The organism is Methylobacterium sp. AC433 (genome assembly GCF_979253015.1).
This window is the reverse complement of sequence record NZ_CEEDBN010000007.1, coordinates 46,038-62,967: the sequence shown is the minus strand read 5'-3', so window position 1 is coordinate 62,967 and position 16,930 is coordinate 46,038. Positions and strand designations below refer to the sequence as shown.

The 16,930-nt window shown below is 68.5% G+C and carries 15 protein-coding genes and 1 tRNA gene; 12 read left to right on the top strand and 4 right to left on the bottom strand.

The annotated features are described in order from the left end of the window. Nucleotides 1-538: 538 nt before the first annotated feature. Nucleotides 539-615 (bottom strand) — tRNA-Arg (locus AC0IWM_RS12385). A gap of 215 nt (nt 616-830) precedes the next feature. On the opposite strand from AC0IWM_RS12385, the gene AC0IWM_RS12380 reads away from it, so the two are divergent. The 6 genes from AC0IWM_RS12380 (at nt 831) to AC0IWM_RS12355 (ending at nt 4,859) form a co-directional block, all read left to right on the top strand. Beyond that, nucleotides 831-1,217, top strand: a complete 387-nt coding sequence (locus tag AC0IWM_RS12380) for a YciI family protein (RefSeq protein WP_471755351.1) — start codon at nt 831-833, stop codon at nt 1,215-1,217. Further along, nucleotides 1,214-2,467, top strand: coding sequence for an RNA polymerase sigma factor (locus AC0IWM_RS12375; protein ID WP_471755349.1), 1,254 nt, complete (start codon nt 1,214-1,216; stop codon nt 2,465-2,467). The genes AC0IWM_RS12380 and AC0IWM_RS12375 overlap by 4 nt, the downstream gene beginning before the upstream one ends. A gap of 136 nt (nt 2,468-2,603) precedes the next feature. Continuing rightward, the gene (locus AC0IWM_RS12370) at nt 2,604-3,026 is read left to right on the top strand and encodes a VOC family protein (protein ID WP_471755347.1); all 423 of its coding nucleotides are present in this window, start codon (nt 2,604-2,606) and stop codon (nt 3,024-3,026) included. Nucleotides 3,027-3,071: 45 nt separating this feature from the next. Then, on the top strand, nt 3,072-3,536 hold the full coding sequence (locus tag AC0IWM_RS12365) for an SRPBCC family protein (RefSeq protein WP_471755345.1): 465 nt from the start codon (nt 3,072-3,074) through the stop codon (nt 3,534-3,536). Between the two features lie 62 nt (nt 3,537-3,598). Beyond that, a complete protein-coding gene (locus tag AC0IWM_RS12360) occupies nt 3,599-4,081 on the top strand; it encodes a VOC family protein (RefSeq protein WP_471755343.1) in 483 nt (160 codons plus the stop codon). A gap of 115 nt (nt 4,082-4,196) precedes the next feature. Next, on the top strand, nt 4,197-4,859 hold the full coding sequence (locus AC0IWM_RS12355) for a L,D-transpeptidase (protein ID WP_471755341.1): 663 nt from the start codon (nt 4,197-4,199) through the stop codon (nt 4,857-4,859). Between the two features lie 93 nt (nt 4,860-4,952). Here the strand turns inward: AC0IWM_RS12355 and AC0IWM_RS12350 are convergent, their stop codons facing one another. Both AC0IWM_RS12350 and AC0IWM_RS12345 read right to left on the bottom strand, forming a co-directional pair. Continuing rightward, nucleotides 4,953-5,267, bottom strand: coding sequence for a hypothetical protein (locus AC0IWM_RS12350; protein ID WP_471755339.1), 315 nt, complete (start codon nt 5,265-5,267; stop codon nt 4,953-4,955). A 224-nt stretch (nt 5,268-5,491) separates the two neighbouring features. After that, nucleotides 5,492-5,983, bottom strand: a complete 492-nt coding sequence (locus AC0IWM_RS12345) for a phasin (protein WP_056473597.1) — start codon at nt 5,981-5,983, stop codon at nt 5,492-5,494. A gap of 199 nt (nt 5,984-6,182) precedes the next feature. Here AC0IWM_RS12345 and AC0IWM_RS12340 point away from each other — a divergent pair, with 199 nt between their 5' ends. From AC0IWM_RS12340 to AC0IWM_RS12315, 6 genes are all read left to right on the top strand, one after another. Continuing rightward, nucleotides 6,183-8,777, top strand: coding sequence for an ATP-binding protein (locus tag AC0IWM_RS12340; RefSeq protein WP_471755337.1), 2,595 nt, complete (start codon nt 6,183-6,185; stop codon nt 8,775-8,777). Between the two features lie 91 nt (nt 8,778-8,868). Further along, on the top strand, nt 8,869-9,114 hold the full coding sequence (locus AC0IWM_RS12335) for a hypothetical protein (RefSeq protein WP_082511311.1): 246 nt from the start codon (nt 8,869-8,871) through the stop codon (nt 9,112-9,114). A 147-nt stretch (nt 9,115-9,261) separates the two neighbouring features. After that, on the top strand, nt 9,262-11,211 hold the full coding sequence (gene acs / locus AC0IWM_RS12330) for an acetate--CoA ligase (protein WP_471755335.1): 1,950 nt from the start codon (nt 9,262-9,264) through the stop codon (nt 11,209-11,211). Nucleotides 11,212-11,356: 145 nt separating this feature from the next. Then, nucleotides 11,357-11,665 (top strand): DUF485 domain-containing protein, encoded by a 309-nt coding sequence (locus AC0IWM_RS12325; RefSeq protein WP_056473586.1) that lies wholly within the window; start codon nt 11,357-11,359, stop codon nt 11,663-11,665. Then, nucleotides 11,662-13,356, top strand: coding sequence for a cation acetate symporter (locus tag AC0IWM_RS12320; protein WP_471755333.1), 1,695 nt, complete (start codon nt 11,662-11,664; stop codon nt 13,354-13,356). Before AC0IWM_RS12325 ends, AC0IWM_RS12320 begins: the two co-directional genes overlap by 4 nt. 333 nt (nt 13,357-13,689) lie before the next feature. Then, the gene (locus AC0IWM_RS12315; protein WP_471755332.1) at nt 13,690-15,447 is read left to right on the top strand and encodes an MFS transporter; all 1,758 of its coding nucleotides are present in this window, start codon (nt 13,690-13,692) and stop codon (nt 15,445-15,447) included. Between the two features lie 48 nt (nt 15,448-15,495). On the opposite strand, the gene AC0IWM_RS12310 is transcribed toward AC0IWM_RS12315, so the two are convergent. Then, the gene (locus AC0IWM_RS12310; RefSeq protein ID WP_471755330.1) at nt 15,496-16,872 is read right to left on the bottom strand and encodes a DUF2252 domain-containing protein; all 1,377 of its coding nucleotides are present in this window, start codon (nt 16,870-16,872) and stop codon (nt 15,496-15,498) included. Nucleotides 16,873-16,930: the final 58 nt, after the last annotated feature.

Here is a 16,930-nt window from a genome sequence, read left to right as displayed (position 1 = left end):
CGCATGCCTCGCAGGTCTTGGCGGTTCTGACGCGATATCCTGGCGATCGTGAAGGCAATCGATTCCGCGCGTAGAACAGCAGACGCGTCGTGATCGGCCCCGGGCGGGTTTGAGGTTAACGTCGGCGCATGGTCGAGCGCTGTCCCGCGGGCCGGTCGGACGGCAGGGCGCGCTCGGCCCAGCGGAGAACGCCGGCACGAGCGCCGCGGGCATCAGGGCTTCGGCGATGCAATGACGTGAAGGAACGATGCGTCCGGGCTGGCTTGCCGCACTGCTCATCCCATCGGCTGACGAAGGCCGCTGCTGCGCGGGCTGCCGGTAACGGAGTCGTAATCAAACAAATGATGATGTATTCGGCAGATTGACCCTCGAAACCGCCGTGCTTCACAGCAAGACGGTATGGCCGGAGCGGCCTGCGGAGGACGGCCTGATCGATACGAGATGCTGGCGGCTTCGGTCCCACACTCCGGCCCGACCAATTTCCAAGTCGGAGGACTTGGGCAGAAACAGTGTGGTTCTGATTTAATCGAATAGGGACTGGCGACCCCGGTTGGGCTCGAACCAACGACCTGCCGCTTAGAAGGCGGCTGCTCTATCCAGCTGAGCTACGGAGTCGGGGGTGCCGTCGCCGGTAAAAGGCATGGGTCCCGCCTGGGGTCAAGCCTTTCGACCCCGGCGAGCGGACCGGCTGAGCGCCTCGTCATCGCGGTCGTTCTCCGGCCCGGCGCAGGAAGCGCGGATCGCGAGACCATTCACGGTGGCGCGAAAATTCTGTCAGGTGCTGTCGGCTGACGGTCGCCGCGTGCGTCCTGTGAGGAGAAGGAATCGCGATGCTCTATGCCATCCTCTGCTACAAGGACGAGGACGTCGTCAGCGCCTGGAGCGCCGACGAGGACGCCGCCGTCATGGCGCGGCTCGGGCCGGTGCACGAGCGACTGGCGAAACAGGGCAAGCTCGGGCCATCCCTGCGCCTCCTGCCGACCACCGCCGCCACGACCCTGCGCAAGGCGAGCGACCCGCCCCTCGTCATCGACGGCCCCTTCGCGGAGACCAAGGAACAACTGCTCGGCTTCTACGTCGTCGACGTGGCGGACCTCGACGAGGCGCTGGCGGTCGCCCGCGATCTCGCGGCCGCCAATCCGGGTGGCGCCTACGAACTGCGTCCCGTCCTCCTGTACAATCCGGATCCGCGGGACGCGGCGAGGACGGGCGGATGAGTGCCTCCGGCCCTGATGCGGCCTGGATCGCCGCGTCCGTCTCCGCCGCGCGTCCGCGGGTCCTGGCCGCCCTGCTGCGGGTCTTCCGCGACCTCGACACGGCCGAGGAAGCCGTCCAGGACGCGACCCTTCGCGCCCTGCGGACCTGGCCCCGCACCGGGCCGCCGCGGGACGTCGCGGCCTGGCTGATCCTCGTCGGCCGCAATGCCGGCCTCGACGGCAAGCGTCGGATTGCCCGGCTCGCGCCCTTGCCGCCGGAGGACGCGCTGTCGGACCTCAATGACGCCGAGGTGCCCCTGGTCGAGGCGCTCGATTCGGACTCCTACCGCGACGATATCCTGCGCCTGCTCTTCATCTGCTGCCATCCCGAGCTGTCGGCGACGCAGCAGATCGCCATCGCCCTGCGGGTCGTCTCGGGCCTGAGCGTCACACGGATCGCCCGTGCCTTCCTCGTCAGCGAGGTCGCGATGGAGCAGCGCATCACCCGGGCCAAGGCGCGCATCGCCCGCAGCGACGTGCCCTACGAGGCTCCCGGTGCCGCGGAGCGCGTCGAGAGGCTCGCGGCGGTCGCGGCGATGCTCTACCTCGTCTTCAACGCCGGCTATTCGGCGGCCAGCGGCGCGGAGCGGGCGGTGCTCTGCGATGAGGCCATCCGTCTCGCCCGCCTGCTGCTGCGCCTGTTCGGCACCGACCCGGAGGTGATGGGGCTCCTCGCCCTGATGCTCCTCCAGCATGCCCGAACGCCGTCACGCTTCGATGCGCAAGGGGGAATCGTCCTCCTCGACGACCAGGATCGCGCCCTCTGGCGCGTCCCGATGATCGCGGAAGGGCTGGCCCTCGTCGACAAGGCGATCCGGCATCGGAACCCGGGACCCTACCAGATCCAGGCGGCGATCGCCGCCCTCCATGCCCGCGCGCGGCGTCCCGAGGAGACCGACTGGTCCGGGATCGCCGCCCTCTACGAGGCGCTGGAACGCCTGCAGCCCTCGCCGGTCGTGAGACTGAACCGGGCGGCGGCCGTCGGGAGGGCCGCCGGACCCGAGGCCGGCCTCGCCCTGGCGGACCCCCTGGCGCGGCCGCTCGATGGCTACTTCTACTTCCATGGCCTGCGCGGCGCCCTCCTCGCGCAACTCGGACGATCCGCGGAGGCGCGCGAGGCGATGGGCCGGGCGATCGCGCTGGCCGGTACGCCGGCCGAGGCCGCGCAGATCCGTGCGGAACTCGACCGCCTGAGCCTCCCGGCGCCCTGAGCACCGCGGCGCTTGAAAAAAAATCGTCGTCCCTGTCGGATACCGCTTCGCTCACGCGTCCTTGCGACGAGGCCGTGCGATCGGCACGGGACCGTGCCGGGAACGGTGTCGGGCGGCCCGAGAGGAGAGGACCACGATGAGCAGCACGAACCAACCCGAGCCGCCGACCCCGGCCCCCGTGAAGAGCGGTCTGGTGCCCTACCTGACCGTCGCGGGCGCCATGAAGGCGGCGGAGTTCTATGTCCGAGCCTTCGAGGCCGAGATCGCCACCGCGATGCCCGTCGACGACCAGGGCCGCACCATGCACGTCCACCTCCACCTCAATGGCGCCTCGCTGATGCTGAGCGACGCCTTTCCCGAGCATGGACATTCCCTCCAGCCTCCGCAGGCCTTCACCCTGATGCTGATGGTCGACGACATCGACGAGCGTTACGCGCGGGCCGTCGAGGCGGGCGCGGTCGCGGTGATGCCGCCGGCCGACATGTTCTGGGGCGACCGCTACGGCCAGCTGCGCGATCCCTTCGGGGTTCTCTGGGCGATGAACCAGCAGAAGCGCTGACCGCCTCTCGCCCCCCTTCCGCAACGTCTGAGCTGGAACGCCGCCATGACCGATTCGACCGGACGCGAACTCGTCCTTGAACGCCTCATCCACGCCGCTCCGGCGGCGCTCTACCGGTGCTGGACCGAGCCGGACCTGATCAAGCGCTGGTTCGCGCCGAAGCCCTTCGTCGTGACGGAGGCGGAGACCGATCTGCGTCCCGGCGGCGCGACCCGCATCGTCATGCGAGGGCCGGACGGCGCGGAGTTTCCCAGCGCCGGCGTCTATCTCGAACTGTTGGAGAACGCCCGGATCGTCTTCACGGACGCCTATGTCCGGGCCTGGGAGCCATCGGCCAAGCCCTTCTTCACCGGCATCATCACCTTCGAGCCGGACGGCGAGGCGACCCGCTACACGGCGCGCGTGCGTCACTGGTCGGCTGAGGATTGCGCCGCCCACGAGGCCATGGGCTTCCACGACGGGTGGGGCCGCTGCGCCGATCAGCTCGGCGAGCTGGCCGCGCGCCTCTAGCGCACAGGGTGCCTCCGTCGCTACCGGAGGCCATAGGGATGCAGACAAGCAGGAGCGGAAACATGTCGAACGTCAGTACCTGCCTCTGGTTCGAGCGGGGCGCGGAAGAGGCCGTGCGCCTCTACGTGTCCCTGGTGCCGGGTTCCCGCATCGGCCACATCCAGCGCTCGCCCGGTCCCTGGCCCGGTGGCCAGCCCGGCGACGTGATCCTGGTCAGCTTCACCCTCGGTGACCAGCGCTTCCAGGCTCTGAACGGCGGTGTGCCTGCGGATTACGGCACGGCCGCCTCGATCTCCGTGGCCTGCGCCGATCAGGCGGAGGTGGATCGGCTCTGGAACGGCCTGGTCTCGGAGGGAGGATCGGAGATCATGTGCGGCTGGCTGCGCGACCGCTGGGGCGTGCCCTGGCAGATCGTCCCCGAGATCCTGCCGCGACTCCTCGCAGATGCCGATCCCGCCGTCGCGGCGCGGGTGTTCGCCGCCATGCAGACCATGGTGAAGCTCGACGCCGCGGCCCTCGCGCGGGCCGCCGAGGACCCGCGCTAACGGCGCTCTGGCGGGATCCGCCGCAAATATGTCGGATTCATCGGAGGCCCATGGAACCACTGTCCCATGCTTACGCTTGTATAGCAAAGGTTACGGCACAGGTAAGGGATCCAACATGAAGACCTTGGCGACCGCCCTCACAGGCCTGTTCGGTGTCTGCGTCCTCTCCGCGAGCCCAGTTCTGGCAGCTCCCTATGATCCGCTCGGCACGAATGGCAGCGAAGATTACTACTCCTCCGATCCTGCCTATGGTTATGGCCGGACGACCGATGATCCCTACGGCTATCCCGGCACGGTTGGGCAGGGCTACCAGGCGGCGCCCCAGGCCCAGGTCGCTCCGATCCCGCGCGAGATCGTAGCATTCAACAACAACTACAAGCCGGGCACGATCGTGGTTTCGACGGCCGAGCGGCGCCTCTACTTCGTGATGCCGAACGGTGAGGCCATCCGCTACGGCGTCGGCGTCGGCCGTCCCGGCTTTACCTGGTCCGGCGTGAAGACCGTCACCGCCAAGAAGGAATGGCCGTCGTGGACGCCTCCGGCCGCCATGATCGCCCGCCGTCCCGACCTGCCGCGCTACATGGCAGGCGGCGTCGAGAATCCGCTCGGTGCCCGCGCCATGTATATCGGCAGCACCGAGTACCGCATCCACGGCTCCAACGAGCCGGATACGATCGGCCAGGCCGTGTCGTCGGGCTGCATCCGGATGACGAATGAGGATGTCACCGATCTCTACGAGCGGGTGAAGGTCGGCGCGAAGGTCGTCGTCCTGAACTGAGGTCGCTCCGCCCGAACCGGGATGAGAAGGCCGCGCCGTCCGGAAGGATGGCGCGGCCTTCGTCGTTCGAAGCGCCGTGTCCGGGGCCGGATCTCAGGGCACCACGCGGCCGACCGCGGTCTGCGGCGAGCTCAGGGGGGCGATCGGCATGTCGCAGAAGCAGCGGGCGCCGAGGGGCCGCGGGCTCGTCAGCGGACAGGAATAGGGCTGGTAGCCCGTCAGGCCCGACTGCACCGCATCGCAGTTGAGTCCGACCTCGCGGCGGGGCGGCAGACGGCGCTCGTCATAGGCGCGGCGCGGCGGCGGGCGGTCGTAGCTGTCGTCGTAATATTGAGCACTGGCGCCCTGCGCCGCGAACAGCCCGGCGAGGACGGTGAGGATCAGACTGCCTCGGGAGATACGTCGCATGGTCTCACGCCCTGGTTGACGCCGCGTGCCGGGAAGCTCGGGCACGCTGCGGCGGTAAGGGTTAGGAGACCCGCCCGCCCTCGGCAAGTCCTACCGGCAGTGCTCTCGGCAAGTCCTCTCGGCAAGTCCGAGCGCGTTCCCGGACCCCTAACGAGAACAGCCCGCTCGGTCTGGAACCGAGCGGGCTGCGGAGGGGCGCCGCGTGGGCGCCGATCTATGACGGATTAGGAGTTGGTCGCGTTCCGCATGGCCTGCTCGGCATCGGTGCCGGCCTTGCGGGCCGCCTCGGTGCCCTGCTCCATCGCCTTGCGGGCGTGCTCGGCGCTCTCCTGCATGGCGCCCTTGGCCTTCTCGGCGCTCTGCTGGATCGCCGACTGGGCGAGACCGCCGAATTCCTTGGCCTGGGCCTGGATCGCGGCGAACTGGCTGCGCACGAACTCGGCCTGATGCTGCATCGCTTCCTGCAGGTCGCGCGAGCGGACCAGCTTCTGCGCGAGGTCGAAGGCGGCCGTGACGTTCTGCTCGGCGAATTCGAAGCCGCGGGCGGACACGTCCTGCGCATTCGTGCGCGCCATCTCGGCGGAGCCCTGCACGGTATCGGCGGTGCGCCGGGCGGCGCTGATGAATGTGTCGAACGCCTTGCGCGCCTGATCGACGCTCTTCTCGGCGAAATCACGCATCTCGGCGGGAACCTCGTAATTCGGGGTGCTGCTCATTATCCTCTCCTCTTGCTCAATTGTTGACGCGTGTTGTGCGCTGCACAATAGCACAGCTCCAGCCCTATGCCACCCTGCTCGGGCGCATTAAGGTTGACAACAGGTAAACGTGCGGACGCCCCTCTCGTGGCTTAAGAGGGGGCGGTGGCGCGGTAAAAGGACGTCACGTCCCAGGATTCGTCACGATAAACGGGTGCGGATGTTCGAGAGTGGAGCCTCAGGGCCTGGTGAGACCGACGAATCGGCGATCGCTGCGCTCCTGCGCCGATGCGCCGATGATTCGCCCCTCGCGCCCCGCATCAACGATCCCGAAAGCGTGATCGTCGTCCTCGACGCGGGCGGCGAGCGGGTGCTCAAGGCTTCGACGCGCGGCGAGGTCCTGCGGCGAGCGATCAGCGAATCGGATGGGCGCGTCGCTCCGGCCCTCGGGCTCGGCGAACAGATCGCACGGGCCCGCCTGCGCCACGACCGGCCGATGCTCCTGCGCCTTCGGTTGGATGCCCGCCGCCTCGCGCCGCCGGTGCTGGTCACCCTGATGCGCGCGTCCCTCACCGATACGCGGGACGTGGTGGTCCTCGTCGCGAGCGCGCCCCTGCCGGATCTGCGCGCGAACCGGCGAGGACGGGAGACCTCCGCACCCGATTCGTCCCAGCTCCGCGCGGAGCGCCGCCCCGAGCCCGCGCCGGACGCCCCGAAGGTCCGTTCCCCCGAACCTGCGCCGGAGGCGCTGGAGCCGACCATCGTGCGGCAGCGCTTCACCTGGGAGAGCGACGCGGCGGGCACGATCCTCCAGGTCTCGCAGGTGGCCGGGTCAGCGCTTCGCCACAGGCTCCAGGGGCGGACGTGGCACGCACTCGCAGAGGCGGCGGTTCTGCGCGATGCTGGCGGACTCCTCACCGCCCTGGAGAGCGGACGCACCTTCCGGGCGATTCCGATCACGTTGATCGACGCCGGCGGGGCCGTCTGCGAGCTGGAACTCTCCGGTGCCCCGGCCAGCCGGAGCGGAACCGGGTTTCGCGGATTCGGCCAGGTCCGCTCGATCACCGATACGCCGCCTGAACCCGATCTGGAGAGGGCGTCCCCCGTACCGGAGCCGATCGCGGAGCCTGTCGCCGACGATTCGGAGCCTCCGGTCCCCGCGCCCGACGTCGGTCCTTCTCCGGCGGACCCGCACCTCTCGACGCACGAGCACGCTGCGTTCCGCGAGATCGCGCGCGCCCTCGGTGCGCGGTTCGCCGGCGACGAGCGCTCGGAACCCGCGGCCGAGCCGAGCCTTCCCTGCGCGGTGATGCCGTTCCCGCTCCAGCCGCCGCGACCGATAGAAGATGCCGCGCCGGATTCCGCCATGGTGGCGACCCTGGAGCGGATTCCCTCCGGGGTTCTGGTCTACCGCGACGAGACCGTGCTGTTCGCCAACCGGCCCCTACTCGATCTCGTGGGCTACGCGAATCACCAGGAGCTCACGGCCGCGGGCGGGATCGACCACCTGTTCGGCGGGCTCGACCCGCGGCAGCGGTCGGCGGGCGACGCGCCACTGGTCCTGGCGACCCGGGAGGGCGGGCGCGCCAGCGTGCTGATCGAGCATTCCGTGCTGGACTGGGCCGGCCGGCCGGCGGACCTGCTGCTCGCCCGCGATGCCGAGCCGAGCGCGGAGGCCCGCGCCGCCACGGCGACGGCGATCGCCCAGGACTTCGCCGCCCGCCACGGCTCGGAGGCCCTCGCGGTCCTCGCCGCCCTGGAGGACGGCATCGTGTTGCTCGACCACCAAGCCCGCATCCTGTCCCTGAATCGAAAATCCGCCGAGATCTTCGGGCTCGATCCCCGGGAAGTGGTCGGGGCGAGCTTCCTTGGCCTGTTCGCCTCGGAGCATGCCGTCGATCTGCTGGCGCGCCTGCATGCCGAGCCCGGATCCACCGTGACGGACGATGCGCCGGTCGCGGCACGCGGCTCGCGCAGGCGCCTGCGCGTCCGGGTCCTGCCACTGGCCGGTGACGCCGAGAACCGCCAATGCGCCGTGATCCGCGACGACGTTCCGACATCGGAGCGCCGCGAGGCGAACGTGCGGGAGCAGACCGCCGCCCAGGATCACGTCGTGCACCGGGCCGAGCTCCTGAGCCAGGTCGGCCGGACGGTTCAGGCGCCGATCAAGGGCATGCTCGCTTCGATCGAAGGTCTGATCTCGGAATCCGTCGGACCGCCGGGATCGGAACGCTACCGCGCCTGCCTCCAGGAGGTTCACGCCTCCGGCGCGAGTCTGCTCGATCTGGTCAACGATCTCCTGGACCTCGCCCGCATCGAGTCCGGGACCGTCGATCTCGCCGTCGCGGAGGTGTCCCTGAACGACGTGGTGGCGCGCTGCGTCGCCCACCTTCAGCCGGAAGCGTCCCGTCGGCGAATCGTCCTGCGCACCAGCTTCTCCGCGGACCTGCCGAACCTGATGGCCGACGAGCGCTCGGTGCATCAGGCGGCGGTCAACGTGATCGCGAACGCCATCGCGCTCACCGAACCCGGCGGACAGGTCATCGTGTCGACCACCCTGGCGGATCGCGGCGAGATCGCCCTGCGCATCCGCGACACCGGGACCGGCATGACGGCAGCCGAGGTCGAGGATGCGCTCCGGCCGTTCGCGACGGGCGCGACGGCGGCGCCACGCCGGGGGACGGGCCTCGGTCTGCCGCTGACCAAGGCGCTGGTCGAGGCCAATCACGGCCGCTTCCGGATCTCCAGCCGCAAGGAGGAGGGAACGCTGGTGGAGATGCTGTTTCCGGTGTGCGGCGCCACGATGCGGGCCTGACCCCGTACGGCCGCCGCTGCAACCGGCCCGGGCAGCGCGCGTTGGATCGTCAGCGAGGGAGAATCGCCCTCTGCCTCCCATGGAGACGACGATGCGTGCCGTGACTCTGATCGCTGTCCTCGGAATCGGATTGCCGGGTCTGGCCCTGGCACAGCAATCCGGCACCGAGCCGAATCTGAATTCCGCCGGCCAGTTCCGCAACATCACATCCACCGGAGTCACCAAGCCTCCGGGCCGGGCGGAGGCGCCGTCCGACGACCGCCCCTCCGAGACCACCCGCAAGCAGCAGGCGATCGACAGAAAGGTCGAGACCGGCATCTGCATTGGGTGCAATTGACTAGCGCGCAAACAAAATATCGGTCCTGTCCCGCACCGACCCATATGGGCGCTTGCGGGGAATATCTCGTTGAGCCTATGACGGTATTCGGAAGACCCGGCTGCGTGAACAGTCGCGATACGATCGGGCACCGATAGGGAAAACGCGATGGACGAGAAGGTGGTCGAAGTGCGTTCGACGTGGAGCCAGGGTGCCCACGTCGACAACGCGAAGTACCTGGCCCTGTATGAGGCCTCCGTCTCCGATCCAGAAGCTTTCTGGAGCGAGCACGGTAAGCGCATCGACTGGATGACGCCCTTCACGAAGGTGAAGAACACCAGCTTCGAGCCGGGAAACATATCGATCAAATGGTTCGAGGATGGGCGCACGAACGTCGCCCATAATTGCATCGACCGTCACCTCGAGACGCGCGGCGACCAGGTCGCGATCATCTGGGAAGGCGACGACCCGAGCGAGTCCAAGCACATCACCTATCGCCAGCTTCATTCGGAAGTCGGCAGGATGGCCAACGTGCTGCGCAACCGCGGCGTGTCGAAGGGCGACCGGGTCACGATCTACCTGCCGATGATCCCCGAGGCCGCCTACGCGATGCTCGCCTGCGCTCGCCTCGGCGCGATCCACTCCATCGTCTTCGGCGGGTTCTCGCCCGATTCCCTGGCCGGCCGCATCGAGGGCTGCGCGTCGAAGATGGTCATCACGGCGGACGAGGGCCTGCGCGGCGGCCGCAAGGTGCCGTTGAAGGCGAATGTCGATGCCGCCATCGCCCGCCTGCCGAAGGACAGCGTCGACCACGTCGTCGTGGTCCGGCGCACCGGCTCGACGATCGCGATGGAGCCCGGCCGCGACGTCTATTACGACGAGGCGGCCGCCCAGGTGACCGACGCGTGCCCGGCCGAGCCGGTGGAGGCGGAGCACCCGCTCTTCATCCTCTACACCTCGGGCTCGACGGGTCAGCCGAAGGGTGTCGTCCACACCACCGGCGGCTACCTCGTCTACGCCTCGATGACGCATCAGTACGTCTTCGATTACCGCGAGGGCGAGGTCTATTGGTGCACGGCCGATGTCGGCTGGGTCACCGGTCACAGCTACATCGTATACGGGCCGCTCGCGAACGGCGCGACCACGCTGATGTTCGAGGGCATCCCGACCTACCCGTCGAATTCCCGCTTCTGGGACGTGGTCGACAAGCACAAGGTCAACATCTTCTACACGGCGCCCACCGCGATCCGTTCGCTGATGGGCGGCGGCGAAGGCCCGGTGAAGAAGACCTCGCGGGCCTCCCTGCGCGTTCTCGGCTCGGTCGGCGAGCCGATCAATCCGGAAGCCTGGGACTGGTACTACAAGGTCGTCGGTGACTCGCGCTGCCCGATCGTCGACACCTGGTGGCAGACCGAGACCGGCGGCATCCTCATCACGCCGCTGCCGGGCGCGACCAAGCTGAAGCCCGGTTCGGCCACGCGTCCGTTCTTCGGGGTCCAGCCCATCGTGGTCGACGCCGAGGGCAAGACCCTCGACGGTCCTTGCGAGGGCAATCTCTGCATCAAGGATTCCTGGCCCGGCCAGATGCGCACGGTCTACGGCGACCACGAGCGCTTCGAGCAGACCTACTTCTCGACCTATCCGGGCAACTACTTCACCGGTGACGGCTGCCGCCGCGACGCGGACGGCTACTACTGGATCACCGGCCGCGTCGACGACGTCATCAACGTCTCGGGCCACCGGATGGGCACGGCGGAGGTCGAATCCTCCCTCGTCGCGCATCCGAAGGTCTCCGAGGCCGCCGTCGTCGGCTATCCGCACAACCTCAAGGGCCAGGGCATCTACGCCTACGTCACCCTGATGGAGGGTGAGGAGGGCTCGGACGAGCTGCGCAAGGAGCTCGTGACCTGGGTCCGAAAGGATATCGGGCCGATCGCCTCGCCGGACCTGATCCAGTTCGCCCCGGGCCTGCCCAAGACGCGTTCGGGCAAGATCATGCGCCGCATCCTGCGCAAGATCGCCGAGGACGAGTTCTCGTCGCTGGGCGACACCTCGACCCTCGCCGAGCCGGCGGTGGTCGACGACCTCATCGAGAATCGCCAGAACCGGACGCACTGAGCGCTCCGGCCCTTCGATCGCGCGGATGCGGTGACCCCGCATCCGCGCGGACCTGCCGCCCACCTCTTCTCACATCCGACAATCCAAGAAGCCTTCAATCCGGAAGCCGCCCTGCCAAGAGGCGGATCCTTGGGAGAAACACGTCATGGCCGACCTGGAGACTGCGCGCATCGCGCAGAGCCCGCACTTCAAGGAACTCGTTCACGAGCGCACGCGCTTCGGCTGGACGCTGACCATCATCATGCTGCTGATCTATTTCGGCTTCATCGGGCTGATCGCCTTCGACAAGGCGCTGCTGGCCGTGAAGATCGGCGGCGGCACCGCGTCGCTCGGCCTCCTCCTCGGCGTCACCGTGATCGTGCTCGCCTTCATCCTCACCGGCATCTACGTCCAGCGCGCCAACGGCCGCTTCGACCAGCTGACCGCCGCCCTCAAGCGGGACCTCGGCCGATGATCCGCCTCAAGCACCCCCTCGTCCTGGGCACGACACTGGCGGCGCTCGCCGTCACGGCCGCCTTCGCCGCCGGTCCCGACCTCGGCGCGGTCAAGCAGTCGGCGACGAACTGGCCGGCCATCGGCATGTTCGCGTTCTTCGTGCTGTTCACCCTCGGCATCACGTACAAGGCCGCCAAGGGCACCAAGTCGGCGGCCGACTTCTACGCCGCCGGCGGTGGCATCTCCGCCGGCACCAACTCGCTCGCCATCGCGGGCGACTACATGTCCGCCGCCTCGTTCCTCGGCATCTCGGGGCTCGTCTACACCTCAGGCTTCGACGGCCTGATCTACTCCACCGGCTTCCTCGTCGGCTGGCCGATCGTGCTGTTCCTGATCGCGGAGCGCCTGCGCAACCTCGGCAAGTTCACCTTCGCCGACGTGGCGAGCTTCCGCCTCGACCAGACCTCGATCCGCATCATCTCGGCCACCGGCACGCTGGTGGTGGTGGCGTTCTACCTGATCGCCCAGATGGTCGGCGCGGGGAAGCTGATCCAGCTCCTGTTCGGCCTGCCCTACCTCTACGCCGTCATCATCGTCGGCGTCCTGATGATCGTCTACGTCGCCTTCGGCGGCATGAAGGCGACCACCTGGGTGCAGGTGATCAAGGCCTGCCTGCTCCTCGGCGGCGCGACCTTCATGGCCGGCGCCGTGCTCTACAAGTACGGCTTCAACCCCGAGACCCTCTTCGCCGCCGCCGTCGCAACCCACCCCAAGGGGGACGCGATCATGGCGCCGGGCGGTCTCGTCAACAATCCGATCGAGGCGATCTCGCTCGGTGTCGGCCTGATGTTCGGCACCGCCGGCCTGCCCCACATCCTGATGCGCTTCTTCACGGTGTCGGACGCCCAGGCGGCCCGCAAGTCGGTGTTCTACGCCACCGGCCTGATCGGCTACTTCTACATCCTCACCTTCATCATCGGCTTCGGCGGCATCGCCCTCTTGATGTCCGACCCGGCCTACTTCTCCCTCGACGCGGCCGGCGCCTTCGACAAGCTCAAGGGCATGATCGGCGGCACCAACATGGTGGCGGTGAACCTCGCCAACGCGGTGGGTGGCCCGTACTTCCTGGGCTTCATCTCGGCCGTGGCCTTCGCGACCATCCTGGCGGTGGTGGCCGGCCTGACCCTGGCCGGCGCGTCCGCGGTCAGCCACGACCTCTACGCCCAGGTGATCGCCCGCGGGCGCACCAACGAGGCCGCCGAGGTCCGGCTCTCCAAGATCGCCGCCGTGGTCATCGGAATCGTGGCGATCTATCTCGGTTACGTCTTCGAGAACCAGAACGTCGCCTTCATGGTCGGCCTCGCCTTCTCGGTGGCGGCGAGCTGCAACTTCCCGGTCCTGACCATGTCGATCCTGTGGAAGGGCACCACCACCTGGGGTGCCCTCATCGGCGGCCTCGTCGGCCTCGTCGCGGCAGTCGGCATGGTGGTGCTGTCGAAGGCGGTCTGGGTCACGACCTTCGGCAACCCGGTCGCGATCTTCCCCTACGACAACCCCGCCCTGTTCTCGATGCCGCTGGCCTTCCTGACGATCTTCATCGTCTCGAAGCTCGACAACACCCGCAGAGCCCAGCGTGAGCGGGCGCTGTTCGACGCACAATTCGTGCGCTCGGAGACGGGTATCGGCGCCGACGGGGCACACGCCCACTGAAACCGGCGCTTCGGCGAGCGGGCGGGACCAGAAAGGGCGCGGCGCAGGCCGCGCCCTTTCTTTCGTTCGGACCGCTTTAATCCCGCCTCATGACAAAAAATACTTCGCTGGTGATTAAAAAAGATCTGAATTCGGTAGTCCGAGGCGGCCTTTCGGACTTGGGCGAAAACAAGGCATCGCTTAGCATCGGCCCGTGGGTATCGGGCACGAGGACAGACTTGAGTCCGCTCGACTGGTCGTGCGGGACGCCAACACCGTGCAGCGATCCCCGCAAGGTCCAACAAGCCACGGGCGGACTACGCCCGGGCGACACAAGACTTGGAGAAACGCCACATGGTTGCGTCGAGCGCAATTCCCGCCAGCGAGTTGGCCACACGGCCGATGAGCGCGGGCGAGAAGAAGGTCATTCTCGCCTCGTCCTTGGGTACCGTCTTCGAATGGTACGATTTCTATCTCTACGGATCGCTCGCGACGATCATCGGAGCGCAGTTCTTCTCGGCCTACCCGGAAGCGACGCGAAACATCTTCGCCCTCCTCGCCTTCGCGGCCGGCTTCTTGGTCCGGCCCTTCGGCGCCCTGGTCTTCGGCCGGCTCGGCGACATGGTGGGCCGCAAGCACACCTTCCTGATCACCATCCTGATCATGGGCATCTCGACCTTCTGCGTCGGCCTGCTGCCCTCCTACGACACCCTGAACGGCTACGGCATCGGCTGGGTCGCCCCGGTGACGCTGTTGGCCCTGCGCATGCTCCAGGGCCTGGCCCTGGGCGGTGAGTATGGCGGCGCGGCCGTCTACGTGGCCGAACACGCGCCGCGTGGCCGCCGCGGGTTCTACACCGCCTTCATCCAGACGACGGCGACCCTCGGCCTGCTGCTCTCGCTGATCATCATCCTGTCGACGCAGGGCTACGTGAACGGCGCCTACGCGCCCACCGTGACCACCGCCGCCGACGGCACCCAGACCACCATCACGGCCTTCCAGGCCTGGGGCTGGCGCATCCCGTTCCTCGTCTCCTGCGTGCTGCTGCTCATCTCCGTCTGGATCCGCCTGCAGATGAACGAGAGCCCGGCCTTCAAGAAGATGAAGGAGGAAGGCACGCACTCGAAGGCGCCGCTCTCGGAGGCCTTCGGCCAGTGGCGCAACGCCAAGTGGGCGCTCCTCGCCCTGTTCGGCCTCACCGCCGGCCAGGCCGTGGTCTGGTATGCCGGCCAGTTCTACGCCCTGTTCTTCCTGCAGAGCATCCTCAAGGTCGACCAGTTCACCGCCAACGTGCTGATCGCCTGGTCGCTGCTCCTCGCCACCGGCGGCTTCCTGTTCTTCGGCGCGCTCTCCGACAAGATCGGGCGCAAGCCGGTGATCCTCGGCGGCTGCCTGATCGCGGCGCTGACCTACTTCCCGCTGTTCGAGCAGCTGACCGCCAACGCCAACCCGGCCCTGTACCAGGCGCAATCCACGGTGCCGGTGGTGGTGAAGACCAACCCGGAGGCGTGCTCGTTCCAGTTCAATCCGGTCGGGACGGCCAAGTTCACCAAGGAGTGCGACGTCGCCAAGGCGCTCCTCGCCCGCTCCGCCGTGAACTACACCACCGAGCCTGTCGCCGCCGGTGCACCGACCATCGTGACCATCGCGGGCAAGGACTTCCCCGTCGCCGACCCGGCCTTCGCCAAGGCGGTGCCGGCGGCGCTCACCGCGGCGGGCTACCCGGCGCCCGCCGGCAACGCCACCATCGTCAAGGCTGCGAACCCGATCGACATCTTCACGGGCCAAAAGCTGATCGTGGTCGGAATCCTCACGATCCTCGTCCTCTACGTGACGATGGTCTACGGCCCGATCGCGGCGGCGCTGGTGGAGCTGTTCCCGACCCGCATCCGCTACACCTCGATGTCGCTGCCCTACCATATCGGCAACGGCTGGTTCGGCGGCCTGCTGCCGGCCACTTCCTTCGCCATCGTCGCCCAGACCGGAAACATCTATAACGGCCTGTGGTACCCGATCGCGATCGCGGCGATGACCTTCGTCATCGGCCTGCTCTTCATCCCGGAGACCAAGGACCGCGATATCTTCACCTATGACGAGAACCCGGTCCGCTGAGGATCGCGCGCCCGAGGGGCCCCGCCGCGAGGCGGGGCCCTTTTTGTTTCAGTGGGCCTGGGGCTCGGGCGTGGTCAGGAAGTCCGTGACCAGCAGGGCGTGGTCCGCGATGCTCTGGCGCGCATAGGCCATCGCGAAGTCCGCGACCGCCTCGTCGAAGGCGGATCCCTTGCCGAGGTAGCCGGCGATCATCGCCGCGTCGCCGGAGCGGGCATGGGCGCGGGCGAGGGTCGTGCCGCAGAGCTGGGCATAGGGCTTGGCCCCACTCTCGGCGAGGATCCCGCCCACCGCCGACAGCTTCCGGTTCTTGAGCTGGCGCACGTAGTAGCGGCGGCCGCTCGCGTCGGAGAACGACGTTCCGAGGAACAGGTCGCTCGCCGCCTGCATGATCCGCTGGCCGTCGATCACCCGCTGGCCCTCCGAGACCACGCTGAAGGGGCTGAGCGCGAGTTGGCCGATCACGGAGGGACGGGCTTCCTTGATCTGCAGGAACAGCGGGGCACCGTCCGCATCGGTGTAGATCCCGACGGCGCAGACCAGCCCCACCGATCCGATGCCGACGACCTTGAAGGCGACGTCGCGCTGCGCGTAGCGGGAGAGCAGGGTCCAGCGGTCGGCGGTGAGGCTGTCCGGATAGGCGCGCAGCGCCTCCGCCGCGTCGCGCACCGCCTCGGTCAGGCCGCCCGGCCCTTCGTGGAAGATCGTCGGCGCCTTGTCGGCGATTCGCCAATCCGCCGGGTCGGTCTCGCCCGGGGCCACCGCGAGGGTGGGGACGTCGCCGCGGCTCAGCCCGTCGGCGTTCTCGGTCGCGGCCTCGGACAGGAGGCGCCGGCACAGGTCGTCGTCGCCGAGGCGGCCGACCTCGTGGTCGAGGTCGATCCGGCTGTGCCAGATCGCCAGGGGCGAGAGGGCCGCGAGCTCGCGCATGTGTTCGCGATAGGCGCGGACGCCGGCCCGGGCCGCGCGGCGGGCCTTGTCCTCGCCCCGCGGCAGGGCGGCCAGGGCGATGCTGGCGGCGAGGCGCTTCACGTCGACGGTGAAGTCGACGTTCCACAGGGTCTCGTCGAAGTCGTTGATGTCGAACAGCGTCTGCCCCTCGGGGCTGCGATAGACGCCGAAATTGCCGATATGGCAGTCGCCGCAGGCCTGGACCGGGATGCCCGGCACCGGCACGCCCTCGAGATCGGCCGCCATCACGGCGGCGGCCCCGCGCAGGAAGGCGAAGGGATCGGCCCGCATCCGCTCCCGGCGCAGCGGCAGGAGCTCGGCGAGCCGGCCCGCTTCCCCGGCCTGGAGGATCGCCAGGGGATCGCGCTGCGGCGACGGCCGCCACTCGGCATGCGATTCCCGCGAGACCTGCTCGCGCAGGCGCTTACCCGCCGCACGGCGCTCCTCGCGGCGGGTGGAATGTTGCGTGTGGGTCATGGGGTCGGGCCTCGTGGTACCGGGTCGCAGAGCCGTTCCCGGCGGCCCGAGCGGGAAG